The 25,485-nt window shown below is 65.6% G+C and carries 26 protein-coding genes; 7 read left to right on the top strand and 19 right to left on the bottom strand.

The features are described 5' to 3' along the window. Window positions 1-1,475: 1,475 nt before the first annotated feature. From KO516_RS22670 to KO516_RS22655, 4 genes are all read right to left on the bottom strand, one after another. Window positions 1,476-1,802, bottom strand: a complete 327-nt coding sequence (locus tag KO516_RS22670) for a BtpA/SgcQ family protein (RefSeq protein WP_216006064.1) — start codon at window positions 1,800-1,802, stop codon at window positions 1,476-1,478. Further along, window positions 1,799-2,008 (bottom strand): BtpA/SgcQ family protein, encoded by a 210-nt coding sequence (locus tag KO516_RS22665; RefSeq protein WP_216006063.1) that lies wholly within the window; start codon window positions 2,006-2,008, stop codon window positions 1,799-1,801. Before KO516_RS22665 ends, KO516_RS22670 begins: the two co-directional genes overlap by 4 nt. A 79-nt stretch (window positions 2,009-2,087) precedes the next feature. Beyond that, the gene (locus tag KO516_RS22660) at window positions 2,088-3,137 is read right to left on the bottom strand and encodes a ParB N-terminal domain-containing protein (RefSeq protein WP_216006062.1); all 1,050 of its coding nucleotides are present in this window, start codon (window positions 3,135-3,137) and stop codon (window positions 2,088-2,090) included. Beyond that, complete coding sequence (locus tag KO516_RS22655) at window positions 3,134-4,444, bottom strand: AAA family ATPase (protein ID WP_216006061.1); 1,311 nt, start codon at window positions 4,442-4,444, stop codon at window positions 3,134-3,136. The genes KO516_RS22660 and KO516_RS22655 overlap by 4 nt, the downstream gene beginning before the upstream one ends. A gap of 368 nt (window positions 4,445-4,812) precedes the next feature. Here KO516_RS22655 and KO516_RS22650 point away from each other — a divergent pair, with 368 nt between their 5' ends. Continuing rightward, on the top strand, window positions 4,813-5,514 hold the full coding sequence (locus KO516_RS22650) for a DnaA N-terminal domain-containing protein (RefSeq protein ID WP_216006060.1): 702 nt from the start codon (window positions 4,813-4,815) through the stop codon (window positions 5,512-5,514). 143 nt (window positions 5,515-5,657) lie between these two features. On the opposite strand, the gene KO516_RS24850 is transcribed toward KO516_RS22650, so the two are convergent. Continuing rightward, the gene (locus tag KO516_RS24850) at window positions 5,658-5,993 is read right to left on the bottom strand and encodes a transposase (RefSeq protein WP_371742137.1); all 336 of its coding nucleotides are present in this window, start codon (window positions 5,991-5,993) and stop codon (window positions 5,658-5,660) included. Window positions 5,994-6,019: 26 nt separating this feature from the next. Then, window positions 6,020-6,514: a transposase gene (locus KO516_RS24845; RefSeq protein WP_371742135.1), complete on the bottom strand. Its 495-nt coding sequence runs from the start codon at window positions 6,512-6,514 to the stop codon at window positions 6,020-6,022. Between KO516_RS24845 and repC the strand changes: the two genes are divergently transcribed. Next, window positions 6,425-6,904, top strand: a complete 480-nt coding sequence (gene repC / locus KO516_RS22640) for a replication initiation protein RepC (RefSeq protein ID WP_216006059.1) — start codon at window positions 6,425-6,427, stop codon at window positions 6,902-6,904. The two genes, KO516_RS24845 and repC, sit on opposite strands and share 90 nt — an antisense overlap. A gap of 70 nt (window positions 6,905-6,974) precedes the next feature. After that, window positions 6,975-8,126 (top strand): MFS transporter, encoded by a 1,152-nt coding sequence (locus KO516_RS22635; protein ID WP_216006058.1) that lies wholly within the window; start codon window positions 6,975-6,977, stop codon window positions 8,124-8,126. A gap of 23 nt (window positions 8,127-8,149) precedes the next feature. Here the strand turns inward: KO516_RS22635 and KO516_RS22630 are convergent, their stop codons facing one another. The 7 genes from KO516_RS22630 to KO516_RS22600 all read right to left on the bottom strand — a co-directional run bounded on the left by KO516_RS22630 (window position 8,150) and on the right by KO516_RS22600 (window position 15,749). Continuing rightward, window positions 8,150-8,956 (bottom strand): DUF6635 family protein, encoded by an 807-nt coding sequence (locus KO516_RS22630; protein WP_216006057.1) that lies wholly within the window; start codon window positions 8,954-8,956, stop codon window positions 8,150-8,152. 71 nt (window positions 8,957-9,027) lie between these two features. After that, window positions 9,028-9,927, bottom strand: coding sequence for a dihydrodipicolinate synthase family protein (locus KO516_RS22625; RefSeq protein ID WP_216006056.1), 900 nt, complete (start codon window positions 9,925-9,927; stop codon window positions 9,028-9,030). 69 nt (window positions 9,928-9,996) lie between these two features. Further along, window positions 9,997-11,385 carry a glutamine synthetase family protein gene (locus KO516_RS22620; RefSeq protein ID WP_216006055.1) on the bottom strand — a complete coding sequence of 463 codons (1,389 nt, stop codon included), beginning with the start codon at window positions 11,383-11,385 and terminating at the stop codon, window positions 9,997-9,999. Between the two features lie 147 nt (window positions 11,386-11,532). Then, window positions 11,533-12,105: a DUF1190 domain-containing protein gene (locus KO516_RS22615; protein ID WP_216006054.1), complete on the bottom strand. Its 573-nt coding sequence runs from the start codon at window positions 12,103-12,105 to the stop codon at window positions 11,533-11,535. Window positions 12,106-12,116: 11 nt separating this feature from the next. Continuing rightward, the gene (locus KO516_RS22610) at window positions 12,117-13,307 is read right to left on the bottom strand and encodes a glutathionylspermidine synthase family protein (protein WP_216006053.1); all 1,191 of its coding nucleotides are present in this window, start codon (window positions 13,305-13,307) and stop codon (window positions 12,117-12,119) included. A 99-nt stretch (window positions 13,308-13,406) separates the two neighbouring features. After that, window positions 13,407-14,546, bottom strand: coding sequence for a CaiB/BaiF CoA-transferase family protein (locus KO516_RS22605; RefSeq protein WP_216006052.1), 1,140 nt, complete (start codon window positions 14,544-14,546; stop codon window positions 13,407-13,409). Between the two features lie 3 nt (window positions 14,547-14,549). Further along, on the bottom strand, window positions 14,550-15,749 hold the full coding sequence (locus tag KO516_RS22600; protein ID WP_216006051.1) for an acyl-CoA dehydrogenase: 1,200 nt from the start codon (window positions 15,747-15,749) through the stop codon (window positions 14,550-14,552). A gap of 99 nt (window positions 15,750-15,848) precedes the next feature. Here KO516_RS22600 and KO516_RS22595 point away from each other — a divergent pair, with 99 nt between their 5' ends. Then, on the top strand, window positions 15,849-16,766 hold the full coding sequence (locus KO516_RS22595; RefSeq protein WP_216006050.1) for a LysR family transcriptional regulator: 918 nt from the start codon (window positions 15,849-15,851) through the stop codon (window positions 16,764-16,766). 32 nt (window positions 16,767-16,798) lie between these two features. Beyond that, a complete protein-coding gene (locus tag KO516_RS22590) occupies window positions 16,799-19,102 on the top strand; it encodes a Tex family protein (protein WP_216006049.1) in 2,304 nt (767 codons plus the stop codon). On the opposite strand, the gene KO516_RS24610 is transcribed toward KO516_RS22590, so the two are convergent. The 6 genes from KO516_RS24610 to KO516_RS22565 all read right to left on the bottom strand — a co-directional run bounded on the left by KO516_RS24610 (window position 19,103) and on the right by KO516_RS22565 (window position 24,150). Then, the gene (locus KO516_RS24610; protein ID WP_256444201.1) at window positions 19,103-19,228 is read right to left on the bottom strand and encodes a hypothetical protein; all 126 of its coding nucleotides are present in this window, start codon (window positions 19,226-19,228) and stop codon (window positions 19,103-19,105) included. It lies immediately after the preceding gene. Window positions 19,229-19,501: 273 nt separating this feature from the next. Further along, the gene (locus KO516_RS22585; protein WP_216006048.1) at window positions 19,502-21,643 is read right to left on the bottom strand and encodes a DEAD/DEAH box helicase; all 2,142 of its coding nucleotides are present in this window, start codon (window positions 21,641-21,643) and stop codon (window positions 19,502-19,504) included. Window positions 21,644-21,750: 107 nt separating this feature from the next. Beyond that, complete coding sequence (locus tag KO516_RS22580; protein ID WP_216006047.1) at window positions 21,751-22,293, bottom strand: DoxX family membrane protein; 543 nt, start codon at window positions 22,291-22,293, stop codon at window positions 21,751-21,753. Continuing rightward, window positions 22,290-22,976: a DNA-binding domain-containing protein gene (locus KO516_RS22575; RefSeq protein ID WP_216006046.1), complete on the bottom strand. Its 687-nt coding sequence runs from the start codon at window positions 22,974-22,976 to the stop codon at window positions 22,290-22,292. The genes KO516_RS22580 and KO516_RS22575 overlap by 4 nt, the downstream gene beginning before the upstream one ends. Beyond that, on the bottom strand, window positions 22,973-23,788 hold the full coding sequence (locus tag KO516_RS22570) for a DUF692 domain-containing protein (RefSeq protein ID WP_216006045.1): 816 nt from the start codon (window positions 23,786-23,788) through the stop codon (window positions 22,973-22,975). The genes KO516_RS22575 and KO516_RS22570 overlap by 4 nt, the downstream gene beginning before the upstream one ends. 68 nt (window positions 23,789-23,856) lie before the next feature. Continuing rightward, a complete protein-coding gene (locus KO516_RS22565) occupies window positions 23,857-24,150 on the bottom strand; it encodes a DUF2282 domain-containing protein (RefSeq protein ID WP_216006044.1) in 294 nt (97 codons plus the stop codon). A gap of 167 nt (window positions 24,151-24,317) precedes the next feature. Between KO516_RS22565 and KO516_RS22560 the strand changes: the two genes are divergently transcribed. Together KO516_RS22560 and KO516_RS22555 are read left to right on the top strand one after the other, a co-directional pair. Beyond that, the gene (locus KO516_RS22560) at window positions 24,318-24,872 is read left to right on the top strand and encodes a sigma-70 family RNA polymerase sigma factor (protein ID WP_216006043.1); all 555 of its coding nucleotides are present in this window, start codon (window positions 24,318-24,320) and stop codon (window positions 24,870-24,872) included. Then, entirely contained in the window at window positions 24,854-25,456 is a 603-nt protein-coding gene (locus KO516_RS22555; protein WP_216006042.1) for an NrsF family protein, read from the top strand. Before KO516_RS22560 ends, KO516_RS22555 begins: the two co-directional genes overlap by 19 nt. Window positions 25,457-25,485 lie beyond the last annotated feature (29 nt).

Here is a 25,485-nt window from a genome sequence, read left to right as displayed (position 1 = left end):
ACGGAAGTGAAGCAAGTCCAGTTTGCGAAGCGTCGAGCTCCGAGCGACGTCAAAATAGGCGTCCTCGAAGACCTCCAGAAGATGCGATCGTAGATCCTCGACAGTCCCGGCTCGGTTTCCTTTCCTGGCGTCCGCAGAAGGCGGCGGATGTCGTGAGGACCGGTGCCATTGGCCAGAAGGGATAATAACTCGATATTCTCATCGCGCTTTTTCTGACGACGATGCTCGCTCGAGACTGTGAAGCGGGCACCGGGCAGCCCCTAGAAGGGTTTATGGATCACCCGAACGCAGCGCGCGCGGGGCACAGATCCCTTCTTGTGGCCGACCTTTCCCGACGGCTTGCCGTTGGCACCGTTGACGATGAACTCCTCAGACTTCTCCAGATAGCCTGTGCCACAGTTGCCACAGAAGGGCCTCTCCAAGGCTCCGTTCTGGGCCCATAGTCGATGTCGCTCTTACTCGTATGCCTCGCTCGACATCAGTCGGGGCCGAACCTCGCATTCCGAGTCCCCTAGGACGTGCTGACAGCTCAGGACGCGACCCTCATTCCAGGCGCGAGGATCGCCTGCAAACTCGAATGCATCGGTCTCGCGGCGGAGGTTGTCGCCCCTCTCAGCCTCGATCTTGTAGCGACCGACACCACGCGCGATCGTGGGGTCTGCCATGGCCGCTTTCAGCCGCCTCTCGGCCGCGCCGCGCCCTACGAAGGCGTGCTGCGCTGGCGCCGGTTCGATCCCATAGTTCCCGCAGTCGGGATCACCGCAGCAGTTGAGATTTGTATCGCCCGATACGCACGGATATACTTGCGCGAGTGTAAGGTTCTCCAGGCTCTTCACCTTGTTCGGTCCTTTCGTCCGTTTCTGGGTCAAGAGCTCGCGCACCTCCAAGATTGGCCAAACTGGCCAATGACGAAATCAAGCGGGCAAAAAACTGCGCTCGCCGCAGGACGTTCGAACTTCCCACCGTTCCATCCTAGCGGCGGAACAATCAGGCTAAATTATCACTTAAAAACAAAAGCTTGCCGAGATTTCGATCGGCAGTCAGGTAGGGAGCGTGTCCTATGGCGCGGAATGGCTTCCACGGTCAGGGTGCCCTTTCTTTTGCGGTCGCGTGTCGCGCCATGGCAGGCTGTCTGCCACTGGCGCGGCTAGCGATCAGCTGTTGAAGCTGCGGATCAAGGCTTCGGCTTGGAATTTCGCGGTTGCGGCGCTGCCTTCGTCGGACACGGCCGCCATGCGGCGACAGCTCATTGCCTTTTCAAGCGTCTCGCATGAGCTTTCCCGAACACTTGCGGCGAGCCTGCGAATGTGACGACCCACGTGGTGCAGCCGACACCAGCTTTGCGCCACGTCGCAGGACATCAAGGCTTGGCTCGATGCCTTCAGTCGCCTCCCTTTGCGGCTCAGCGCGAGGACTTCACTTTGTCCATGAATGCCCCCCCCCTTTCAGGGTCCACGAGGTTCTCGAACCTGCCGTCAATCCTGAAGGTCGCGCCAACCACCAGCCACCGAAAGCTGACGTTCGACATTGTCGACCCGCCACCCGGTGTTGCACAGGATCCTGGTCTCGGGCACCGCTTCCCTGACGCGGCTCAGGACCTGCGTATCGGTTTCAACACCGGCGGTCAGGCCAGACACGCACAGCGCATCGGGCCGGTTGTTGAACACGCTCAAGCGGGCAATTTCGCTAATGTTGCGCGACCCAATATACCTCGCCGCTTCGGGAACGATGTTGAGCAGCCTCCTTAAATCGGGACGCGCCGCATCTTGTGGCGGACCGTTTCGCCGACATTGGTGCTTCACAGGCCAAAACCGCCGGCGTAAACGCCGACGATCCGCGCCATAGCCGCAGTGGTTACGGGCTTTACCGTGGTCAGGAATGGCAGGCTGAATGCGCTGGAAACCACGGGCGCATCGACACCGCCATGTTGCAGTTTCAACAGATCCTGCCGCGCCGGATCCACCACCTTTTGCAGGCAGCGCATGCAGGTGGCCGGTTGCGTCGTCATGCGGGCAGAGCCAGCTGGCCCCGGCGTCGCGGCATGGGTCGGCCGCGCAAAGGGTAACCCGTGGGTTNNAACCCACGGGTTACCCTTTGAGCAGGACGGCCTCGAACGCCTCAATGGCGCGCTGAAGCGTCTGGCGATCGACCGATGAAAAATCCGTTTCAGACAGGATTCGGCATTCGCCCTTGCGGGCCGTGACCTTCGAGCGACCGACGTGAAACTCGTATTTTTCGCTCTTCTCACGCCGAGGGCGGGCCACGGGTGCGTCGGCGGGATGGTCGGCAAACCGCCGCAGGATCGCGGCCTGTGCGTCCGGAGTGTCGGCGCGGGCAAGATCACGCGCCAGCGCCTTCGCCTGATCCGGGGCCGCCTGTAGGCGGCGCGCCACATCGACCCCAAGATTGCGCGGCACCGCCTTGGGAAACCGCAACGACGGCCCGACCGCCTGCATCAAGAACACGAAACTGCGAATATACGAGCGCTTCATCTTGTGCATCGAGGCGTATAGCCGACCCACGAGGGCATCTGCGCCCTGCCCTTCCATCGCATCATCGGCGGCGGCCACGATGGCAACCTGCGCCATTTCGGCGAAGCTCAGATCCTCACGGATGACGTTTTCTTCGACCATGTCGATATAGAGATCGATGCGGCTCGCAGCGCCTTCATCGACCCGCACCACGGCTTGAGAAAACCGTTCATCGCCGGTCTCCTCGAACAGATGGCGCAGCGCGGTCAGGCGGCGCCATCCCTTTTTCAGCTGATAACCATCGCCCAGACGGAACACCTCAATCGGCTCTTTCTGGCCCCGCTCGCGGATCGAGCTTTTCAGCTCTTCCATCTCATCCGAGGCGGCAACCGCATCCAGGTCCAACCGGTCACGCGGCAGATCATCGGTGCGGATCTGATCTAGAGGGATACTGACCAGCACGCGCCCTTCGTCCTGCGCACGGCGGAATTCCTTGGCATCCGCGGCGTTCATCCGTCGTTGTTCAACCAAGTTTTCGGTGCTCTCGGCAAGACTGCCCGCAGCTTCGCGCACAGCGGCGCCCATGGGCCCGACATCGCGGGCGCGCTTGCGGGGCAGGGCGGTATCATCGAGCGGGCCAAACCCGAATTTGTTCTTGCTGCTCATACCTCACCCTCCTGTTCTTGGTCGCGACGATCCCAGGCGGCCAGAACCACCTCGCGAAATTCCGTGTAGGCGTTGTCAAAGCTCTGCCGCGCGCGCTTCCATGTTTCGCGGGTCATCTGGCGGTAGTCCTGCTCATAGACCGACATCTGAAAGCGGCCCGATTGTTCAACAGCACGGGTCATTTCGATGGCGTTGAGGCAGACATCATCACCAAACACATTCTGAAAGGCTTCCATCATCGCGGCGTGCAGCGGGTTGGAGGCTTCGAACCGGGTCATCAGCAGGCGTACGTCATCGAATTTCTTGGGCAAGCGAATGCCCGCATCGGTGGCGATCTTGGCGTAGCCTTCGGAGATGTCGTGCAGCGCATCGCCAAGCTGACCCAGAAAGCTGGTGGTGCTGTCATATTCCCAATAGCCGGGGCCCGACGGGATATACAGGATATCGGCAGCAAAGGCTGCATTCAGCGACTGGTAGCCAATCGCAGGCGGGCAATCAAAGATGATCAGGTCGTATTGATCGTCGGGCAACTCGCCCAGATAGCGCGAGACGCAGCCAAAGAAGCTCCAGGCCTTGTGCATGGCGCGATATTGCGCGCTGGCGAATTCGACAAAGGCGGCATTGGCGCAGCTGGGAATGATGTCGATGGTTGGCCAGGAGGTTTTCTGGATGAAATCCTGGGTGCGCTGCGCAGCGATGGATTGCACATCCTCGGGCAGCTCATGCGAGGTGGGATAGGGGCAGTCAGCGGGGTCGTCATAGGCCGCGGCGATGCGATCGGCTTCTCGGCACAGATCGCGGCACATGATGCCCCAGACGGTGTTCCATTCCTTGACCTCGACCAGCCCCATCGAATGGGTCAGCGTCGCCTGCGGATCAAAATCAACGACAAGCACGCGATAGCCATCCAGCGCCGCCGCATTGGCCAGATGCTGCGCCACCACGGTCTTGCCAACGCCGCCCTTGAAATTCGAAACAGCGACCCGCATCGCGCGCCCCGCTGGACGTCGCGGCAGCAAGCTTTTGCCACGAAACCGCAAACGACGGCGCAGCTCGTTGATTTCCGCCAGAGAGAACCAACGCTGGCGCCCGTCTTCCTCGACCGAGCCCTGCGGCAACGCCGGATCATCGGCAAGCTTCTTGCGCAGCGTGTCGGCGGGCACATTGAACATGAACTGACTGATTTCCCAGATCGAGAAGGGCCGGAGGATTTTTTCTTCGGCCGGGGAAAAGGTCGCTCGGCGTACCGCGGCTTGCTGCGCAAGGCTGCGTTCGTTCATCGATTGAAGGTGAGAGTGATCGCGCATGGCCCTGCTCTTGTTTTATGCTATTGCGGGGTTGATAACGCGATTTCCCCAAAGCTCAAATCCTGAAATCCCGTTTTTCGGATTTTTCTCGCCTGAGTCGCGAAATTGCGGGGCTTTCCGGCATGTGGAGAACCGGTTTTGGTGACAGGAGGCTGGGGGAAACCGCTTATAGGGTGACAGAACAGGGAGGATAGGGTGACAGATATATGTCACCCATTACCAATAAACCTTTTCTTCGATAGAATTTTGAAAGCTCTTCTTGCCTCCTGCTTTTATCGCACGGTTGACAAATTACGGGATTAAGCGACAGTTGGGACAGAACGGGAATCGGCCTTAGAAGCCGGACCCTGAGGCAGCGAGTGGCAATCATGAAGACAAACCGATTTACGGGACCGCAGGCGGGTCCGCAGAAATACGACCTACTGACGGCGATGTCTGTCGCCGGGCTGAACGGGTCGGCGACGTTCCAGACCTCTATGCTGCGCCTCGTGGCGGTAGTGACGGCGCGTTACAACTGGCGCCTTGACGAGCTGACGGTAGGCCAGCGGGAACTTGCACGCATGTGGTCGGTCGATGAACGCACCGTCAAGCGCGAGATCAAGCGGCTGACAAGCGCGGGGATCCTGTTGCAGCTGCGTCCGGGGGTGCGGGGCAGGGTCGCCGCCTATCGTCTGAACCTGGCCGAGATTCACCGGCTGAGCGCACCGGTCTGGGAAAACGTCGGCCCCGATTTCACCGCGCGCATGGGGGCCGAGTCGCAGGCCCCCGACCTGCCCAATGTCGTACACCTGAATTTCGGCGCGCCCAGAACCGCAGAGCCCGCCGGCGATCCGCGCTGGAACAAGGTGCAGGACCGACTGGCCCGAACCGATCCGGGTCTGCATGCCAGCTGGTTTGCCGCGCTGCGCTTTGCACATTGCGATGGCAGCTGCCTGCACCTTACCGCGCCTTCGTCCTTTGCTGCGCAATATCTGCGCACCCATCACATGCGCCCGCTTCAGGGCGCAGTGGCGCTGGAATTCTCCGGGGTGCACCGGATCGAAATAGACGCGCCGCAAAGCCAGCGGTGATCGAAACGGTGCCGAACGCGCCGCTCTGCATCTGGATCATGGCGAAGGCAGCCGCAAGGTTGGCACCGCAGCAGTCTTCGAGCGCGACACATTCGAACTCGCAATCATTGGGTTCGCGCAGCCAGTGGTGATGCCAGTCAGGATCAGATCGAGATCGGTGGCTTCCAAGGCCTGGCGTTCTTGCGTGGCGGTATGACGGCATGAGCCGCCTCGGTCGGCGACTGCGTCATGACACCTGCGTGTGACATAGGCCCCGTCTGCAGTGCCGAGCCTATCTCTACATCCGCGGGGATCTGGCTGAGCAGTTTAGGCAGCATGGGGGCGTCGCCGATGTTGCTCCCGGTGATCTCAATGGCTCGGATCTTCAGCGTCTGTTCATCGATGCCAATGTGGATCTTGCGCCATAGACGACGTTTTGCGCCACCATGCTTGCGGGCGTGAAATTCGCCTTGATGCCGGTGCTGTCCGCTGCCCGACAGGGGATCAGCAAGTTCAGCGGCCCTGGCTAGCCCCGGTAGGGAATGGTCACGGCCAATGTCTTCTGGCGCGGGCTAAGCGTGCTGAAATCCGGCACCGTCCAGTCAAGCCCGAGCAGCCGCAGCAGGCTCTCGACGAAGCCCGTGGTCTGCCTGAGGGCCATGCCGAAGAGAACTTCCCTCGTCAGGCAGGTCTGGATCGCGACATCACTATACTGCGGCTGCCTGCCTCGCTTACCGGTCGGCGTAGGCGCCCAAGCCATGTCCGGATCGAACCAGATGGTCAGGGAGCCACGCGCTTCAGCGCTTCGTTGCAGGATGGCCAGTTCCTGGTCTTGTAGCTTGGCGGGATCGGTCTGCTCATGCGGCACAGCTACCACGCTGGATTCACGAGATGAATCCCCCACTCGGCCTTTGCGCAACAAAGCCCCGATATGACCTCCGTGGGGTCCGGTTTCGGCCCTCACATACAACCTAAAAATCAACATAATCTTGTAAAACAACCGGATGTTGAAAATCAGCAAGCCGCAACGGCAGAGACGCCAAGGCCAGACAGCCCTGATCCCCAAACCGTTCTGGAATGCCGCAAGGACTTTACCGCATGGGCGCGCACCGTTGGCGGCCCGCTACGCAGCTGGCCAGATCTGCACCGCATTGCGGGCCAGTTGCGCCCGATGATCGGCATCACCGCCGAGGCATGGAACAGCGCACAGCACCGGCTGGGCACTGCCACCGCAACCGCTGCGCTGGCGTTGATCTTCGAAAAATTCTGTCGTGGAGAGATTTCCTCGCCAACCGGATATCTGAGCGGCATGATCCGCAAGGCCGGCATCGGAGAATTGCACCTGACCCGCAGTCTTCACGGCAGACGCAAGGCGATGCGCCTCGCGGGATTTTCTGCGACATGTGCCTGAACGCAGCCCGCCTGTTGCCTTTCAATCCGATTGCCCGCAGACCTAGCGGAGCAGACATCCGGGGCCGATCATGGTGCAACTGAACACCCCTTGGCGCGCCGTTGCCGCCGCCTTTGCGCTCAACGGCGTGTTGCTGGGCAGCTGGGCCGGGCGCATCCCGGCCTTTGTCGACCGGCTCGGCCTGGACGAGCGCGGCCTTGGCATTCTGCTGCTGTTCATGGGCGGCGGCGCGCTGCTGTCGTTTCCGCTGGCCGGTCGGCTGTCGGATCATTTCGGAGCCGCGCTGGTGACGCGCTGGCTGGCAGTGGTCTATCTGCTGAGCATCCTGCTGGTCGGGCTGTCGTGGTCGCCGCTGGCGCTGACCGTCGCGCTGTTTGTCTTTGGCATGTGCCACGGGGCGATGGATGTCACGATGAACAGCTGGGGAAGCGAGGTCGAACGTCACCTCGGGCGCAGCGTCATGTCATCGTTTCACGCCATGTGGAGCCTTGGCGCGGGTCTTGGGGCCGCTGGCGGCTATGTCGCGACCACCGCCGGGCTGGGCGTGGCGCTGCATTTCTGCCTTGCGGCACTGATCACCGGGGGCGTGCTTGGGCCATTCCTGCGTTTGCCTTGGGTGTCGCCGATCCGCCGGGCACAGGGCGGCGGGCAGATGTTTTCCCTGCCGCGCGGAGCTCTTGTGCTGGTGGGGCTGATCGCCATGGCCGCCGGGTTGGGCGAGGGCGCCGCAGTCGACTGGAGCGCGGTGTTCCTGCGAGATGTGCTTGGCGCAGCCGACAGCCGCGCGACGCTGGGCTATGCCGCGTTTTCGATGACGATGGTGGCGATGCGTCTGACCATCGACAGGGTGATCCTGCGCATCGGGCCGGTTCGGGTTGCGCGCATCGGCGGTGCTTTGGCGGCGGTGGGCTATGGTCTGTGCGCATTGACCACGCAGCTATCGCTTGCAGTGCTTGGCTTTGTGCTGATCGGCATGGGGCTGGCGGCGGTGACGCCGATGGCGTTCAGCCGGGCGGCCAACGATCCGCAGATCCCGCCGGGGCAGGCCATCGCGTCGGTGGCGACGCTGGGCTATGGCGCCATGCTTCTCGGCCCGCCAGCCATCGGCTTTATCGCGCAGCTGACCTCGTTGCGGGTGTCTTTCGGGCTTGTCGGCTGCTGTGCTATGCTGGCGGCGGCGCTGGCAGGGGCGCTGCGTCCCGGTGCCAGCGGAATGCGTTAAGCAAGGCGTAGCTCGGGCGGTGGTCACGACCTCAGCAGTCTCACGAGACTGATGCCGGCGTCGGTCAGGTCTGCCAGCCTTGCCAGAATGTGCTCTGGGGCGATTCCCGCGGCGTTACCGTCGATTCTCGCAAGTGCCTCGAGCAAGCGCGCCAGCCGTCGGCGGTGAATGCCGACGAGGGCCTGCACCGGATCGGCGATGATTCCGGCGAAGGTGGTCACCAGCGCGCCGGTCATTGCCAGCGCAACCCCGGTGGCGATCACGAACCACACCGGTAGCGCGACCGGGAACACGCCGTACCACAGGCCCCCCAACCCCGCCCCAAGCGGAAAGGCTGCAACCGCGCTGGCGTGGCCGAAATAATCCGACACCCTTGGGGCCAGCGACATGATGCCCGGCGTGGCGCTGCCGAACAGCGCCAGCCCGGCGCAAAGCACGAAGAGCGAGGTGGTGATCTCGGCAATGGCAGAGCGCACGGCGCAATAGGCGTCGAGCCGCGCCAGCCCCTGCGGGCTGAGCGGCGCGCCTTGCAGCAGATCGCCCAGCAGTCGCAGTTCAAGTTCGCGCGCGACGGCGGTCTTCATCAACAGTTGCCGACTGGTCAGCCAGCGCCCCAGCCGGTGCAGCCCGACCATGCGCGCGCAAAGCCCCATCAGCATGACCAGCAGGTGAATTGGCGCCAGCATCACGTTCAGTGGGGCGCGCAGCAGATCCCAGCCAAGCGCCGCGCGGTGCAGGCGCAGGGTTCCGGCAAGACGGAAGTTGGCACGCACGAAGGCGTCGATGCGCGCGCTCACGGTTTGTGCGTCATGTTCTTGCGACGGCTGCATCTTGCTCTCCAAACCGGTCTGGCGCGGGCAGTATTGCCCGGATCGTGACCGGACAAAACAAACTTGCGCATTCAGCCGCAGATCTCCGGGGGAAGGCTGCGTAGCATCTGTGCGATGTCGCGCCGCCCCTCGGCACCGAGTGGCAGGATCGGGCGCGGTGGCTCGGCGGTGGTCAGGCCGATCTGGCGGGCGATCTCATAGACCGCGCGCAGGCTGCTGTGGCTGCGAAAGACTTCCCAGACCGGGGCGAGCGCCGCATCGAGCCGTCGGGCTTGAACGGTATCGCCTGCCTGCGCCGCGCGGCTCAGCGCGACACAGATGCGCGGAAAGATCCCGCCCAGCACGCTGTACCACGTATCCGCCCCGGCGATCATCGCCTCGGGGCAGCACCAGTCGCCGCTGTAGCCGATGCTGAAACCGGGCGAGGTGGCGCTGCGCTGCCTGGCAAGGTGGTGCGCCATCTGGCCATCTGGCGGCGGGGGGTTCTTGATCCCGACGACACCCGGCACCCGCGACAGACGGGCGACGAGATCCGGGGAAAAGCTGAAATGCGTGGTGCCGGGGTTGTCGTAAATGCAGATTGGCAGCCCGCTGGCCTTGGCCACGGCAGAGAAATGCTCATACACCTCGTCCTGGCTCAGCGGCGCGTAGGACACCGCCGACAGCAGCCCTGCCGCCGCCCCCATGGCCCTTGCGTCCTGGGCAAGGCCGATCGCCTCATCGGTGCGCAGCGCGCCGATACCAACCACCAGCGGGATCGCGCCGCAGCGATCCTGCGCCGCTTCGACGGCGCGGCGGCGTTCATCGCGGCTGAGGTACATGTAGATGCCGGTGCTTCCCAGCACCCCGATCGAACCGACCTGAGCGGCGACAAGCCGATCGATGATCCGGCCAAGCGCGGCCAGATCGACGCGGCCATCCGCATCGGCGGGGGTGATCGGAAAGGCGGACAGCCCTGACGGCATGGACATGCGAAGCATCCTGTCTGAAATGGCGTCTGCCCGGTCAGCAAGACGCTCGAAGTGCCGAAAAAGACCGGATCACACCCGGTGCAGATACAGCTCGAAATCCACATCCGGAATGGTGCGGGCGACGCGGGCGTATTCGGCGGCCTTCACGGCGGTGAATGTCCGGTGCATCTCGGTGCCAAGTGCGTCTTTGAGGAACGTCGATGCGCTGGCCGCGGCGATGGCGGCGTTCCAGTCGCGCGGGATCTGCGCCCCCGCCTCAGAGGCATAGGCGTTGCCGGTGGTTTCGGGGCCGGGGTCGATGCGCTCGGTGATGCCCTTGCGCATCGCGGCCAGCACCGTCGCTGCGACCAGATAGGGGTTCGCGTCGACCCCCGCGGGGCGATGTTCCAGCCGCCGCGCCCGCCGTTCCCCGGCCGGTACCCGCACCGCGACCGAACGGTTGTTGACCCCCCAGACCGGCGAGACCGGCGCGTAGCTCTGATCGGCAAAGCGCCGCCAGCTGTTGGCATGCGGAGCAAAGACCAGCATCGACTCGGCCATGGTGGCCAGCGTGCCGCCGATGGCATGGCGCAGCGTGTCGGCAAAGGGCGCACCCTCGGCTTCGGCCATGGCGTTGCTGCCGGTGCCGTCGCGCAGGCTGACATGCAGGTGCATCCCCGACCCGGCGAAATCGGCAAGCGGTTTGGCCATGAAACAGGCGACCACGCCGCGGCGGCGCGCCTGAGCCCGCACGATCCGCTTGAGCCGCACCAGATCGTCGGCGGCTTGCAGGATATTGTCGCGGTGACGCAGGGTCAGCTCGTACTGGCCGGGCGCGTATTCGGAAATCACCGTCTCGGCGGTGATCCCGGCCAGCGCCGCACCGGCGTAGATGTCATCAAGCAGCGGCTGCATGCCGATCAACTGGTCGACGGAATAGACCTCGGTGCGGGTCGAGCGGCGCCCGTCGAGCACATCGCGCGCCGGCTGCACGCGGCCTTGCGCATCGCGTTCAGGATCGAGCAGGAAGAATTCCAGCTCGAAAGCGGCGGTCGGGTGCAGATCGAGTTGCGCCATTGCCGCCACCTGCCGGGTCAGCGCGTGGCGCGGATCGGACAGCATCGGCGTGCCATCGAGGTGGTATTGCGACAGCAGCAGCTCGGCGCGAGCGGGGTCGGTGCCATGCTGGCGCACCAGCGATCCGGGCACCGGCCATGCCCGCAGATCGCCATCGCCCGCATCCCAGATCAGGCCGGTTTCATGCACGTCCTCGCCCACCACATCCAGCCCGAGGATCGAGATCGGCAGGTGCCGCCCGCTGCGGTACAGCGATTCCAGCTCGTGGCGCCGAATGATCTTGCCGCGCCCGATGCCGTTGGAATCGTGCAGCAGGATGTCGATGGCCTGAACATCGGGATGGGTCGCCAGAAACGCCTCGGCTTCGGACAGCGCGGCGCCAGAGGGGCAGGGGTCGGTCATGGGGGCTTTCAGTCTTGCAAGAAGGTCGAAGGTGGTGCCGGGCAGTCGCTCGATCCTTGCCCGGTGCAGGGCCGGGGCAGGGGGGGCGGTCAGGATCGGCCCTTTGGGTCTACGCGCGCGCCGGAGCGGGCCGTTCACAGGCTGGCGTCAGGTGCCGAAGCCGCGTTGCCCGCCGGTCGAGCCAAAGCCGCCGCGCGTGGTGGCGGTGGCGCGGGTCATCGGCGGTTTGCCGATGGTCGTCGGGGCCTTGGCAAACGCCTGCGCGCCGATCTTGGCCTTGCCGGTGTTGTTGGCATAGCTGGTCCCGCCGCCCGGCGTGGTGAAGCGCCCGTCGCTGTTGCGATACATCGGCTGCGCCCCGACGCCGCGCCCGCCCAGCATGTTGCCCAGCAGCATGCCGGCGATCAGCGGCATGAAGATGCTGCCCGATCCGCCGCTCGTCGCCTGCGCCTCGGAGCCGCAGTTGCCCTCGCCGTATTGTTCCTCGCAGACCTCAAGGCTGTCGTAGCGCGGCGCGGTCTCGGCGTGCAGCTGTTGCGCCTCTTCAAAGGCATCGGTGCAATCCTGCGCGGAAAACAGGCTGTCGGGGCCCACCGCCGCCTGACAGCTGTCGACGTCGGGAAAGGCGCGCGCGTCGACCTGTTCCTCGCGGCAGCCCGCAAGGGCGAACGAGGCGGCGCCGACGATGGCAAGGGCTGCGGTGCGAGAGCGTTTGGTCATCGGGGAAATCCTCAGTCACGGATGAAATGCGGTTTGAAACGGGACAGGTCCTGCGTGATGCGGCTTTGATCCTCGCGGATGCCGATGGCGCAGCAGGTCTCGCCGACGACCCATGCGCCGATCACCGGGCGAAATCCGCCGAACACCGGCAGCGGGTGATAGGCCTGCGCGATGCGCGGATGGGCGTCGTAATCGCTGGATTTGGCGGTCTCGGTGGTTTTGCCGTTCTCGATGATGGTCACCGATGCGCCTTCGCGCGAAAACAACGGCTTGAGAACATGGCGCTGCATCGGCACCAAGGCCCGGTCGATCAGCGCGGACCCGGCGGCCAGATCCGCTTCGAAGAAGGCGGGCAGCAGGTTGGGGTGGCCCTCGAACATCTCCCAGAGCACAGGCAGGATGCCCTTGTTCGACAGGATCGCCTTCCACGGCGGCTCGATCATGCGGCATTGCGATGTGGCGAGGTGCTCTGCGTAATCGTCGCGCAGCAGGTCTTCCCACGGGTAGAGCTTGAACAGCGTGCCGATCACCCGGTCCTCGTCGTCGAGAAACTGGCCCTCGTCGCTGATCGCGATCTTTTGCAGATCGGTGTAATGCGCGCCCATCCCGGCCTCGCGGGCGGCCCATGCCAGCGCCTCGACGGTGGCATAGTCTTCGGGCGCGCCTGCGGCGGCGGTGAAGTGCAGGTTTTCGCCTTGTGGGAAGATCTCGGCAAAGCGGGCAACCAGCGCCTCGTGCACGCCGTTGAACTGGTCGTCATCGGCGCGCAGCACGCCAAGCGCCTGATTGTCTTCGAACCATTGCCACTGAAACGCGGCAGTCTCGTAAAGCGATGTCGGGGTATCGGCGTTGTATTCCAGCAGCTTGGCCGGGCCATCGCCGCCATAGGCCAGATCGAACCGGCCATAAAGCTCAGGCGCACCGTCGTGCCAGCTTTGCGCGATGTAATCGCGGTGCTCGTCGGGAATGCTCAGACGGTCGAGCAGTTCTTCGGATTGCAGAACCCGCGCCACCGCCTCGCGGCACATGCCGTGCAACTCGGTGCAGGGGTCTTCGATCTGCTCTTCGATCTCGGCAAGGCCGAAAGCATAGGCCGAGCTTTCTTCCCAATAGGGCTCGCCGTGCATGTCGGCAAAGGTAAAGCCCAGCTCTTCGGCCTTGTCGCGCCAATCGGGCCGTTCCGGCAAGTCTAGTTTCTGCACCTGTGGTCGGCCTTTCCGTTCGGTCGCGTCAGGGGACAGATGGGGCAGAAGTGAGGGAATGTGAATGCCCCGGCGCAAGAAAACCCTGCGCCGGAGCGGTCAGTCGGCCGAGACTTTCGGCCCAAGCGCGGGGGCGGCGCGCTCCAGCACCAGATCGCTGCGCGAAAAGCTGATCGGGGTGCGCAGCCCGGCGATGCCCTCGGGGGCGATGCGCATGGCCCGCGCTTCGATCTGCGGCTCGCTCAGCGTCTCGGCCACGGTGTTGATCGGCCCGCCGGGAACGCCCGCAGCTTCCAGCGCGGCGATCAGATCGGCCTTGGGGCGGCCTGCCATGGCGGCTTCGAGCATCGGGCACAGCGTGTCGCGATGCGCAACCCGCGCCGGGTTGGTGGCAAAGCGCGGATCCTCGGCGAGGCCTTCCAGCCCGAGCATGGCGCACAGCGCGGCGAATTGCCGGTCGTTGCCGCAGGCCACGATCAGGTGGCCATCGGCGCAGGGAAACACCTGATAGGGCACGATATTGGGATGGGCATTGCCCAGCCGCGTCGGCGTTACGCCGCCCAGCAGGAAATTCGCCGCCTGATTGGCCAGAACCCCGACGCCGCAATCCAGCAGCGACAGATCGACCTGCTGCCCCTTGCCCGACCGTTCGCGTTCGGCCAGCGCGGCCTGCACGCCGATCACCCCGTAAAGCCCGGTGAACAGGTCGATCCACGCCACGCCGACCTTTTGCGGCTCGCCGTCCGGCGCGCCGGTCAGATCCATGATGCCGCACATGCCCTGAATCAAGAAATCATAGCCCGGCTGCTTGGCCCGAGGCCCGTCCTGCCCGAAGCCGGTGACCGAGGCATAGACAAGGCGCGGGTTCAGCGCCGACAGGCTGTCGTAATCGAGGCCGAATTTTTTCAGCCCGCCGACCTTGAAATTCTCGATCACCACGTCCGCGCCCGCGATCATCTCTTTCAGCGCGGCAAGATCGCCCGCATTCGAGAAATCGCAGGTCACCGACCGCTTGCCGCGGTTGGCGGCGTGGAAATAGGCGGCGACGGTTTCGGTGCCATGCTCGGTGGGCCGCTCGATGAACGGTGGCCCCCAGCGGCGGGTGTCGTCGCCCTCGGGCGCCTCGATCTTGATGACCTCGGCGCCCAGATCGGCCAGCGTCTGGCCGATCCACGGACCGGCCAGAATGCGCGCCAGCTCGATGACTTTCAGCCCCTTGAGAGGCGCGTCAGAGGTCATGAGTCAGCCAAACGCCTGAATGTCGGTGATGGCGCGACCAAGGATCAGCGCGTGCACGTCATGCGTGCCCTCGTAGGTGTTCACCGTCTCGAGGTTCGCGGCGTGGCGCATCACGTGATATTCGATCTGGATGCCGTTGCCGCCGTGCATGTCGCGGGCCATGCGGGCGATATCCAGCGCCTTGCCGCAGTTGTTGCGCTTGACCATCGAGATCATCTCGGGCGCGAAGCGGCCCTCGTCGAACAGCCGGCCCACCCGCAGCGAGGCCTGAAGGCCCAGCGTGATTTCGCTCATCATGTCGGCCAGCTTCTTCTGGTAAAGCTGCGTCGCCGCAAGGGGGCGGTTGAACTGGTGCCGGTCCAGCCCGTACTGACGCGCACGGTGGAAACAATCCTCGGCCGCGCCCAGAACACCCCAGCTGATGCCATACCGCGCCCGGTTGAGACAGCCGAACGGCCCGCCCATGCCTTGAATGTTGGGCAGCAGCGCCTCTTCGCCAACCTCGACATTGTCCAGAACGATCTCGCCGGTGATCGAGGCGCGCAAGGACAGCTTGCCGCCGATCTTCGGGGCGCTCAGGCCCTTCATGCCCTTTTCAAGGATGAAGCCGCGCACCTTGCCGTCATGCGCTTCGGATTTGGCCCAGACCACAAAGACATCGGCGATGGGGCTGTTGGAAATCCACATCTTGGAGCCGATCAGGCGGTAGCCGCCCTCGGTCTTGATGGCACGGGTCTTCATGCCGCTCGGGTCGCTGCCCGCATCCGGTTCGGTCAGACCGAAACAGCCGATCCACTCGCCCGATCCCAGCTTGGGCAGGTATTTCTGCCGCTGCTCTTCGGAGCCGTAAGCGTAGATCGGGAACATCACGAGGCTCGATTGCACTGACATCATCGAGCGATAGCCGGAATCGACCCGCTCTACCTCGCGGGCGACAAGCCCGTAAGATGTATAGGACGCCCCGGCGCAGCCGTATTCCTCGGGGACGGTGACGCCCAGCAGGCCCGCCGCGCCCATCTCGCGAAAGATCTCGGGATCGGTGGTCTCGTTCAGATAGGCATCTTCGACGCGGGGCAGCAGCTTGTCCTGTGCAAAGGCGCGGGCGCTGTCCGCGATCATCCGCTCGTCTTCGCTAAGCTGGTCGTCCAGCAGGAAAGGGTCGGACCAGTTGAAGGGGATACCCTTGTGCGACGAGGAAGACATATGCGGCTCCGTTGGATCATTCCGTTTGTGCCCGAATAACAGTGGCAAGCGGCGATAAAAAGCGATATTCCCGCATTATTACATTCCAAGGAGGAATATATGAGACAGCGGCGCTTTTTGCCCTCGCTGCGGCTGCTGCTGGCCTTCGATGCGGTGGTGCGGCATCGCTCTGTCACCGCCGCCGCGGACGAGCTGAACCTGACGCAAGGCGCGGTCAGCAAGCTGATCGCCGCGCTGGAAAGCCAGCTCGGGCGCGAGCTGTTCACCCGGCAAAAGCGCCGCCTTGTGCCCAATGCCGCTGCGCTGAGCTATCAGCGCGACATTGGCCGGGCGCTGGATATGGTGCAGCGCGCCTCGATGGCGGTGGTCGCCAACCCCGAGGGCGGCACCCTGTCGCTGGCGGTGCTGCCGACCTTTGCCACCCGCTGGCTGGGGCCGCGTCTGGGGGATTTCCTCGGGCGGCATCCGGGGGTGGCGCTGAACCTGTCGACTCGCATCGGTCGCTTTGATTTCGAAACCGAACTGTTCGACGCGGCGATCTATTTCGGCGAGCCCGACTGGCCCGGCGCGCAACACCTGAAGCTGTTCGACGAGCGGATCACCGCCTGCGTCTCTCCGGCCTTTGCCGAGCAGCATCCGGTGCACAGCCTTGATGATCTGCGCGACCTGCCGACCCTGCGGCTGGAATCGCGGCCCACCGTCTGGGAGGATTGGACAGCCGGGCAGGGCGGCGCCGCGCCCGGCGGGCCCGGGATGCTGATGGATCAGTTTTCCATGATGATTCAGGCGGCAAGTTCCGGCCTTGGGATCGCGCTGCTGCCCGACTACCTCGCCCGCATCGAGATCGCCGAAGGGCGGCTGGTGCCGGTGCTGAAGCAGGCGGTTCCGGTGCGCGGCGCCTATTGGCTGGTCTGGCCCGAGACGCGGCACGAGGACGCTGCACTTGGCGCCCTGCGCGGCTGGCTGGCGGGAACGCTCGGCGCGGGGTCTTCCACCGCTGCGCACGGGGGGCTATGAAGAGCCTCCGCGCCCAACAGGAGAGACAGCACATGGACCGCGCCAGCCGCATCAACCGGACCATCGGCACCGAGATCAGCGCCACCCCCGCGCAGGTCGCCGCCGCCGTCAAACTGCTGGACGAGGGCGCGACCGTGCCCTTCGTTGCCCGCTACCGCAAGGAAGTCACCGGCGGGCTGGATGACACGCAGCTGCGCACGCTGGCCGACCGGCTGGGCTATCTGCGCGAAATGGATGACCGGCGCGATGCCATCCTGAAATCCATCGCTGGGCAGGACAAGCTGACCGATGCGCTGGCCCTGTCGATCGCGCAGGCCGACACCAAGGCCCAGCTTGAAGACATCTACCTGCCTTACAAACCCAAGCGCCGCACCAAGGCGATGATCGCCCGCGAAAACGGGCTGGAGCCGCTGAAAGACGCCATTCTTGGCGATCGCAGGGCCGATCCCGAAACGCTTGCGGCGGGCTTCATCACCGAGAAGGTGACCACCATCAAGGACGCGCTGAACGGCGCGCGCGACATCCTGACCGAAGAGCTTGTCGAGAACGCTGAGCTGCTGGGTAGCCTGCGCGGCTATCTTGCGCGCGAGGCGGTGATGAGCGCCACCGTGGTACCCGGAAAGGAAGAGGCAGGCGCCAAGTTTTCCGACTATTTCGCCCATACCGAAAAATGGGCCAATGTGCCGTCCCACCGGGCGCTGGCGATGATGCGCGCCTGGAAGGAAGAGGTGGTGCAGATCGACATCGGCCCCGATCCCGAAGGCGGGGCGGATCGCTGCGTCGACATGATCGCGGCGCGGCTGGGGCTGTCGGGGGCGACCCTACCGGGCGATAAATGGCTGCGCGGCGTTGCGGGCTGGACATGGCGGGTCAAACTGTCGTCGTCGATGATGCTCGATCTGCTGGCCGATCTGCGCGGGCGCGCCCAGGACGAGGCCATCGCGGTCTTTGCCCGCAATCTGAAGGATCTGCTGCTGGCGGCTCCGGCGGGGGCGCGAGCGACGCTGGGGCTTGATCCGGGCATCCGCACCGGGGTCAAGGCGGCGGTGGTCGATGCCACCGGCAAGCTGTTGGCGACCGACACGATCTATCCGTTTCAGCCCAAGAACGACATCCGCGGCGCGCAGATGGCGATCCTGAACCTGATCTCGAAACACGGGGTCGAGCTGATCGCCATCGGCAACGGCACCGCCTCGCGCGAGACGGAAAAGCTGGTGAGCGACACGCTGGCGATGCTGCCTGCGGCGGTGGCCAAGCCGGTCAAGGTCATCGTCTCCGAGGCGGGCGCCTCGGTCTATTCCGCCTCGGAACTGGCGGCGCGGGAATTCCCCGATCTGGATGTCAGCCTGCGCGGCGCGGTGTCCATCGCCCGCCGCCTTCAGGATCCGCTCGCCGAGTTGGTCAAGATCGAACCCAAGAGCATCGGCGTCGGCCAGTACCAGCACGATGTCGACCAGCATCGCCTTGCCAAATCGCTCGAAGCGGTGGTCGAGGATGCGGTGAACGCGGTGGGCGTCGATCTCAACACCGCGTCGGCGCCGCTGCTGGCGCATGTGTCGGGGCTTGGGCCGGGGCTGGCCGAGGCGATCGTGCTGCACCGCGACACCAACGGTGCCTTCAACTCGCGCCGAGAGCTGCTGAAGGTGGCGCGCCTTGGCCCGCGCGCCTTTGAACAATGCGCCGGTTTCCTGCGGGTGACGAATGGCAAGGAGCCGCTCGATGCCTCGTCGGTCCACCCCGAAGCCTATGATTTGGCGCGGCGCATCGTAAAGGCCTGCGGGCGCGATCTGCGTGCCATTCAGGCCGATCCCAAGGTGCTGTCGGGGCTGGATGCCCAAAGCTTTGCCGACGAGCGCTTCGGCCTGCCGACGGTGCGCGACATCCTGTCGGAACTGGAAAAGCCCGGCCGCGATCCGCGCCCCAGTTTCAAGACCGCCACCTTTGCCGAGGGCATCGACGATATCCGCGATCTCAAGCCCGGCATGCGGCTGGAAGGCACGGTGACCAATGTCGCCGCCTTTGGCGCGTTTGTCGATATCGGGGTGCATCAGGACGGGCTGGTGCATGTCAGCCAGTTGGCCGACCGTTTCGTCAAGGACCCGCATGAGGTGGTCAAGGCGGGCGACGTGGTGCAGGTGCGCGTGACCGAGGTCGACGTGCCGCGCAAGCGCATCGGCCTGACCATGCGCAAGGACGGCGGCAGCTCTGCAAAAGAGGCGCAGGCGGCGCGCGGCCCGGCCAAGGGCAAACCGATGCGCACTGCATCAAAACCCCCGGCCAAAGAGCAGACCGGCGCCTTTGGTGCGGCCCTTCTGGACGCGATGCGCAAACGCTGATCAGCCGCGCAGGATCGTTTGCGAGACCCTGCGCATCCGCGTGTCGATGCCGATCGGCTTGGTCACCAGACCGGCCCCCTGAATCTGATCCGGGGTGCCGGGCATGTACTCGTCGTAACCGGTCATAAAAGTGATGCTCAGATCGGGCCGCGCGGCGCGGGCCTGATGCGTAAGCGTCCACCGGTGCGGCTGTCGCGCACAGACAGTGGCACATAATCGCTGGGCGCAGGATCGCCGTGCATCGGCGATGCTGGCGCAAGTGATGCCGATGGCGATCTGCCCGCCGGCCGACATAGCCTGCCCCGGTGGGTGACTGGATCGGACGCTCCGTCTGTCTTGAATGGACAGATAAGGACAATGGCAAAACGCCCCGCAGCGATGCTGCGGGGCGTTTTGGGATCAGGGGCGCTTGCCGCGGCGGGGCGTGTCGCCCCCGCCCACGGGGCGGTTCGGTTTACCGCCGGGCTTGGCGAACTTGCCAGCAGGTTTGCCGGGGCCCTTCGGACCGGGCTTGCCGCCGGGTTTGCCGCCCGGAGGGGTAAAGCGCTTCGAGGTGTCATTGGCAGAGGCGCGCGGCGCACCGTCAGGCTTGGGGCCGCGGGGGCCGGATTTCGGGCCGCCCTTGGCTGCCCAATCCGGCTTGCCGGGGCGCGCGGGTTTTCCGGCGCCGCCGTGGTTGACGCGCGGGGCGCGATGCGGGGCGTCAGGGCCGGTTTCCAGCGGCTTGCGTTCCGGGCGCGGGCCACGTGCTTCGCGGTCGGGGCGGTCAGCCCGATGCTCGCGCGGAGCGCGGCCTGCATCGTCGTCGCGCTTGGGGCGCGGAGCGCGGTCGGCATCGTCTCCCCGCGGCGGACGCGGCTTGCGCTCGCCCTCGTCACGATCCTTGCGGGGGCGATCCGGGCGCGGGCCACGCGGCCCATCGGACCGAGGGCCACGCGGGCCATCGCGGCGCGGCTGCGGCGCAAATTCCGGCACGCTGTCCAGAACCCGGGCCGAGATGCCATCTTCGAGCAGCCCGCCATCGCCCAGCGAGGCGACAAAGCCATCGACGCTCGACTGGGTCAGCTCGACAAAGGTCTCGCCTTCCTGCACGCGAATGGCGCCGATGTCATCTTTGCTCAGGTTGCCGGCACGGCACAGCAGCGGCAGCAGCCAGCGCGCCTCGGCGCGGTTGTCGCGGCCGACCGACAGCGAGATCCACTTGCTGGGGCCGAATTCGCGCGGCGCGCGCTTTTCAGGCTTGGCATCGGCAGGCAGCAGGTCTTCGGGCGCGGCCTGTCGCGACTGGTGCAGCCGCAGATAGGCTGCGGCGATCACCTCGGGGCTGCGCTGCGCCAGCAGGGTCGCGGCAAAGGCGGATTCTTCGGCGGTGATCGCTTCATCCCAAGTCGGATCGGCCAGCAGCCGGGCCTCGTCCTGAGCGCGGATCGCATCGGCGGAAGGGGCCTCGACCCAGTTGGCGTCGATCTTGGCCCATTTCAGCAGGCGCTCGGCCTTCTTGGCAACGCGCGGCGGCACGATCAGCGCCGAGATGCCCTTGCGCCCGGCGCGGCCGGTCCGGCCCGAACGGTGCAGCAGGCTTTCGGTGTTGGTCGGCAGATCGGCGTGGATCACCAGATTGAGGTTCGGCAAATCGATGCCGCGCGCCGCAACGTCGGTGGCAACGCAGACCCGTGCCCGCCCGTCGCGCATCGATTGCAGCGCGCGGGTGCGTTCGTCCTGGCTCAGCTCGCCCGACAGGCTCACCACCGAGAGGCCGCGATTGGTCAGCCGGGCGGTCAGGTGGTTGACCTGCGCGCGGGTGTTGGCGAACACGATCGCGCCCTTGTCATGGTGAAAGCGCAGCATGTTGAAGATGCCATGTTCCGCATCGGGGGCCGCAACGCGCACCGCCAGATATTCGATGTCGGAATGCTGCTTGCTGTTGCTGATGGTGCTGACGCGCTGCGCATCGCGCTGAAACGTCTCGGCCAGTTTGGCAATCGCAGGCGGCACCGTGGCCGAGAACAGCAGCGTGCGCCGGTCTTCGGGGGCTTCGCCAAGAATGAATTCAAGGTCTTCGCGGAAGCCGAGGTCGAGCATCTCGTCCGCCTCGTCGAGCACCACGGCGCGGATGCCCGACAGATCGAGCGCGCCGCGCTGGATGTGATCGCGCAGACGGCCCGGCGTGCCGACGACGATATGCGCCCCGCGTTCCAGCGCGCGGCGTTCCTGCCTTGCGTCCATGCCGCCAACGCAAGAGGCAAGAGAGGCGCCGGTGCGCGCATAGAGCCAGCTTAGCTCGGCCTTGACCTGCGAAGCCAGCTCGCGCGTCGGCGCGATAACCAGCGCCATGGGCTCGGCGGCGGGGCCGAAACTGGGGGACTCGCCCAGCAGGGTCGGCGCGATGGCAAGGCCGAAGCCCACCGTCTTGCCAGAGCCGGTCTGGGCCGAGACCAGCAGGTCGGACGAGGCCAGGTCGGGGTTGCTCACGGCCTCCTGAACGGGGGTGAGCGTGTCGAAGCCACGCTCGGCGAGCGCCTCGGACAAGGAAGTGATCATGACAGGGAATTCCAGGGGCAGCGAAAAGGGGGCAAGATGCCGGGGGGCGCCATGCACGGCGCCGGATCATTCCCTTTAAGGCATGTCCTTTCACAAGTACAGGGGGTTTATCCGGATATATCGGTCTTTCCTGACCAAAGCCGTGGCAACTGCCGGTCAAGCGACAAGGCGCCGCCCCCGCTCAGCGCCAGCACGCCCAGCAGCCAGGCCCAGAGCAGCCGCTGATCCCAGAGCGGCGCGGCAGGGTCGCGATCAAAGGGGGCGCCGATGGTTTCGGGGCCAACGCCATGGCCGTAAAGATCGGTCAGGGTCATCACGGCCAGAAACCCCAGCATCGCTACCGCGCTTAGCCTTGTGAACAGCCCCAGCAGCAGCAGCAAAGGCAGGACAAATTCCGCCGCCGTGCCCGCGGCGGTGATGACATGCGCCAGAAACGGCAGCGCCGAGGGGTCATAGCCCGTCGCTTCAAGCTGGCGCGGGAACACTTGCGCATAGGCGTTTGGCGACAGCGTCAGCCCGTCAAGCTTGGTGCGCGCCGAGGCCCAGAAATACCCGGCAAGCACCGCGCCAAAGACCAGTCGTGCCGAAAGCCCGATGAAGGGTGCGGCGTCGATTCGCGCGGTTTCGATACGGTGGAGCTGGGCAATCATGGCATTGGCCTTTCGATCAGGGCGCCCGCCGAGAACAGGCAGGCAAGGATGGCGGCGTGGTCGGTGCCTTGTGGCAGCGCATCGCCAAGCGCGGTGCCCTGCGACAGGGCGGCAAGGGTATCGGCGGTGCCGTTCGGGGCCGGCGCGATCTGCAGCGACAGGGCGGGCCGAGTGATCAGCACCTCGCCTGCGGGCGCGGCCTCTAGATCGGGCCGCTCGGCGTTGCGCGCCCAGATCGACAGCGCGGGATAGCGGGTGCGCAGCAACCGCACCGAAGGGTGCGGCGCAAGGCGCAGCGCATCAGGGTCGGCCTCGGCAAGCCGCGCCGGATCCAGAGAGACGGCATCGGCGGCGTGGGTCGCTTCGCGCCGGGCCTGTTCGATGGCGGCCACCTCGGGCAGCCATGGCAGCGCGCTCAGCGGGGCAAAGCGCGCCAGCCAGCCGGGCAGGGCGTCGCCGTAGAGCGCCATGATTGGCGAGCGCGGCGGGTGGGCGCGCAGGAACTCGCGCGCCATGGCATCGAAGAAAGCGTCGCCGACAAGGCGGCGCACCGCCGGGAATGCCTCGCGCAGGGTGGCGGTCAGCGCGCCGGTGACCGAGCCGCGGTAGACCTCGAACCGATCCGCACCAACCGGGGGCGGCGCGTCTGACAGCACCGCAGCGGCGAAGGCGGGCTCGCTCATGCCGGCACGCCTTGCAGTATATGCGCGGCGCGGGCGGCCTCGGCTTGCAGGATGGCGAACTCGGGCAGATCGGCATCCCATTCGATCAGGGTCGGCAGCGGGCCGGTGCGTGCGATCACGTCAGCATACAGGGCCCAGACCGGATCGCCGACCGGGGCGCTGTGGCTGTCGATCAGCACATCCTCGCCCGGGGCATGGCCCGCCAGATGGATCTCGCCCACCGCATCAAGCGGAAAGGCAGACAGGTAGTCGCGCGCTTCAAACCCAAGGTTCTGCGCCGACAGAAAGACGTTTTCGATATCAAGCAGCAGCCCGCAGCCGGTGCGCTGCACGATGGCGGCCAGAAAGGCGGTTTCGCTCAGCGTGCTGTCGTCAAAGCGCAGGTAGCTGGTGGGGTTTTCCAGCAGCATCCGCTGCCCGATCGCCTGCTGCACGGTATCGACATGGGCGCAGATTCGATCCAGCGTAGCTGCGGTGTAGGGCAGGGGCAGCAGGTCGTTGAAATAGGCCCCGCCATGGGACGACCACGCCAGATGTTCGGAAAACTGCGCGGGCTTGAGCCAGTCGAGCAGGTGGCGCAGCCGGGCCAGATGCGCGCTGTCCAACGGGTCTTCGCCGCCGATCGACAGGCCGACCCCATGCGCCGAGATCGCGAAGCGCTGCGCCATCTCCGCGAGCAGGGCGAGGCGCGGGCCGCCCTCGACCATGTAGTTCTCGGCGTGGATTTCCAGCCAGCTCACCGCGCCGGGATTGTCCAGCGCCGCGGCATGTTGCGGTTTGAAGCCGATCCCGGCAGAGGGGGGCAGGGGCATGGCGGTCTCCTTGCGTGGGGGCTTGACCGGGGAAAATGGCGCGGCGGGATCCGCCGCGCCGGTCTGGATCACATCGGGATGTCGCGATCGAGCTCTTCGAGCGAGCCCATGCGGGCCGTGCCATCTGCCATCGCGGGCAGTTCGATCTCGGTGCAGGTGCCGGCGGGCACCAGCGACCATGCGTTGCCCTGATAATCGACCTTCGAGGTGCCGGCGCAGGTGGTGCCGGGGCCGGCGGCGCAGCCGTTTTCGCCCGCCATGGCGACGCCATAGCATTTCTCCTGACCTGCGGCATGGGCGGGCAGGGCCATCTGGGCGAGGCCGGCGGCGATGGCGAGAGCAAGGGGTGTACGTACGGTCATGGTTTGTCTCCGATGTTGAACTTTGCAGATCATTGCCTGCAAAGTGGTCTTCGGATGGAGTGGCGCGGATGTTACGCTGCTCGCGGTCTCGTGATGCGCTGAAATAATGGCGCAGATTTTGTGCGGGGCGCTGTAACAGGGGGGCGCAGGTTGGCGTATACAAGGGTATGACGGGACCGGATGCCGAGATCGAAGCGCTGATGCGGCAGGGCCTTGCGGGAGATCGCAAGGCCTATGGACGAGCGCTTGCACTGCTGGCGCCAAGGATGCGTGCCATGGCGACGCGCGATCTGCCGCAGACCATGGCGCATATGGCCGAGGATGTGGTGCAAGAGGCGCTGCTGTCGATCCATCTCAAGCGTGGCAGCTGGGAGCCATCGCGCCCGCTGCTGCCTTGGGTGCGGGTGATCGTCAAGCACAAGGCCATCGACGCGCTGCGCGCCGGGGCCCGCCGACAGCACGAACCGATCGAGGATCACCCGCAGATCGGCGCGCCCGAGGTCGACCCGCTCGAGGGGCTGCACATCGAACAGGCGCTGGCCCGGCTGGCGCCGCGCGATGCGGAGCTGGTACGCGAACATGCGGTGATGGGGGCGGATGCGGAAACGCTGAGCGCGCGCTTCGACCTGTCGCCGGGCGCTCTGCGGGTGGCGCTGCACCGGGCGCTGCGACGGCTCGCCGAGGCCGCCAGAAAGGATGAGGAATGGAGACCGACAAACTGATTGCCGCCCTCGTGGCAGACGAGACAAGCCCGACACGCCCGCGCCTTGCAGCGCGGGTGCTGTCGGGGCTGATGATCTCGGCGCTGCTGCTGGTGCTGTTCTGGCATGTGCGCCCGGACTGGGCGCAGGCGATCGCGCGGGGGCCGGCGCTGGTCAAGCAAATGCTGCCGCTAGGGCTGGCGCTGCTGGCATGGGTGCTGCTGATCCGCCCCGCGCCCGACCGGCGATTGCCGCTGCTGCCCTTTGCCGCGGTGGCGGGGCTGGCGGCGATTGGCTGGGGGGCGTCGGTGCTGCGCGGCGGCGACGTGATGGGCGACAGCGCCCTGATCTGCCTTGTGTCGATTCCGTTCCTTGCGCTGCCGGTGGCGACGGCATTGCTGCTGGGCCTGCGCCACCGGATCGAGCCGCGCCCGGCGCGGACCGGGCTGATGGCGGGGCTGTTCGCCGGGGCCGCGGCGACGGTGATCTACGCGCTTCATTGCAACGAGGACGCCCCGGCGTTTTTCCTGCTCTGGTACGGGCTGGGCATCACCATCAGCGCCCTCGCGGGGCGCGCCGCGGGCAAGCGGATGCTCGGCGTTTAAAGAGGGCCGCGCCTTGATGCGGCTGGCGC

Source organism: Citreicella sp. C3M06 (assembly GCF_018860705.1).
Lineage (GTDB): Bacteria > Pseudomonadota > Alphaproteobacteria > Rhodobacterales > Rhodobacteraceae > Salipiger.
Note: the sequence above shows the minus strand (reverse complement) of the source record. Positions and strands in the feature narration are given on the sequence as shown.

Coding starts and splice junctions, on each gene's coding strand:
- KO516_RS22665 (WP_216006063.1), bottom strand. CDS start 2,008: ATGACGACGCAACCGGCCACCTGCATGCGCTGCCTGCAAAAGGTGGTG.
- KO516_RS22660 (WP_216006062.1), bottom strand. CDS start 3,137: ATGAGCAGCAAGAACAAATTCGGGTTTGGCCCGCTCGATGATACCGCC.
- KO516_RS22655 (WP_216006061.1), bottom strand. CDS start 4,444: ATGCGCGATCACTCTCACCTTCAATCGATGAACGAACGCAGCCTTGCG.
- KO516_RS22650 (WP_216006060.1), top strand. CDS start 4,813: ATGAAGACAAACCGATTTACGGGACCGCAGGCGGGTCCGCAGAAATAC.
- repC (WP_216006059.1), top strand. CDS start 6,425: ATGACCTCCGTGGGGTCCGGTTTCGGCCCTCACATACAACCTAAAAAT.
- KO516_RS22635 (WP_216006058.1), top strand. CDS start 6,975: ATGGTGCAACTGAACACCCCTTGGCGCGCCGTTGCCGCCGCCTTTGCG.
- KO516_RS22630 (WP_216006057.1), bottom strand. CDS start 8,956: ATGCAGCCGTCGCAAGAACATGACGCACAAACCGTGAGCGCGCGCATC.
- KO516_RS22625 (WP_216006056.1), bottom strand. CDS start 9,927: ATGTCCATGCCGTCAGGGCTGTCCGCCTTTCCGATCACCCCCGCCGAT.
- KO516_RS22620 (WP_216006055.1), bottom strand. CDS start 11,385: ATGACCGACCCCTGCCCCTCTGGCGCCGCGCTGTCCGAAGCCGAGGCG.
- KO516_RS22615 (WP_216006054.1), bottom strand. CDS start 12,105: ATGACCAAACGCTCTCGCACCGCAGCCCTTGCCATCGTCGGCGCCGCC.
- KO516_RS22605 (WP_216006052.1), bottom strand. CDS start 14,546: ATGACCTCTGACGCGCCTCTCAAGGGGCTGAAAGTCATCGAGCTGGCG.
- KO516_RS22600 (WP_216006051.1), bottom strand. CDS start 15,749: ATGTCTTCCTCGTCGCACAAGGGTATCCCCTTCAACTGGTCCGACCCT.
- KO516_RS22595 (WP_216006050.1), top strand. CDS start 15,849: ATGAGACAGCGGCGCTTTTTGCCCTCGCTGCGGCTGCTGCTGGCCTTC.
- KO516_RS22590 (WP_216006049.1), top strand. CDS start 16,799: ATGGACCGCGCCAGCCGCATCAACCGGACCATCGGCACCGAGATCAGC.
- KO516_RS24610 (WP_256444201.1), bottom strand. CDS start 19,228: ATGACCGGTTACGACGAGTACATGCCCGGCACCCCGGATCAGATTCAG.
- KO516_RS22585 (WP_216006048.1), bottom strand. CDS start 21,643: ATGATCACTTCCTTGTCCGAGGCGCTCGCCGAGCGTGGCTTCGACACG.
- KO516_RS22580 (WP_216006047.1), bottom strand. CDS start 22,293: ATGATTGCCCAGCTCCACCGTATCGAAACCGCGCGAATCGACGCCGCA.
- KO516_RS22575 (WP_216006046.1), bottom strand. CDS start 22,976: ATGAGCGAGCCCGCCTTCGCCGCTGCGGTGCTGTCAGACGCGCCGCCC.
- KO516_RS22570 (WP_216006045.1), bottom strand. CDS start 23,788: ATGCCCCTGCCCCCCTCTGCCGGGATCGGCTTCAAACCGCAACATGCC.
- KO516_RS22565 (WP_216006044.1), bottom strand. CDS start 24,150: ATGACCGTACGTACACCCCTTGCTCTCGCCATCGCCGCCGGCCTCGCC.
- KO516_RS22560 (WP_216006043.1), top strand. CDS start 24,318: ATGACGGGACCGGATGCCGAGATCGAAGCGCTGATGCGGCAGGGCCTT.
- KO516_RS22555 (WP_216006042.1), top strand. CDS start 24,854: ATGGAGACCGACAAACTGATTGCCGCCCTCGTGGCAGACGAGACAAGC.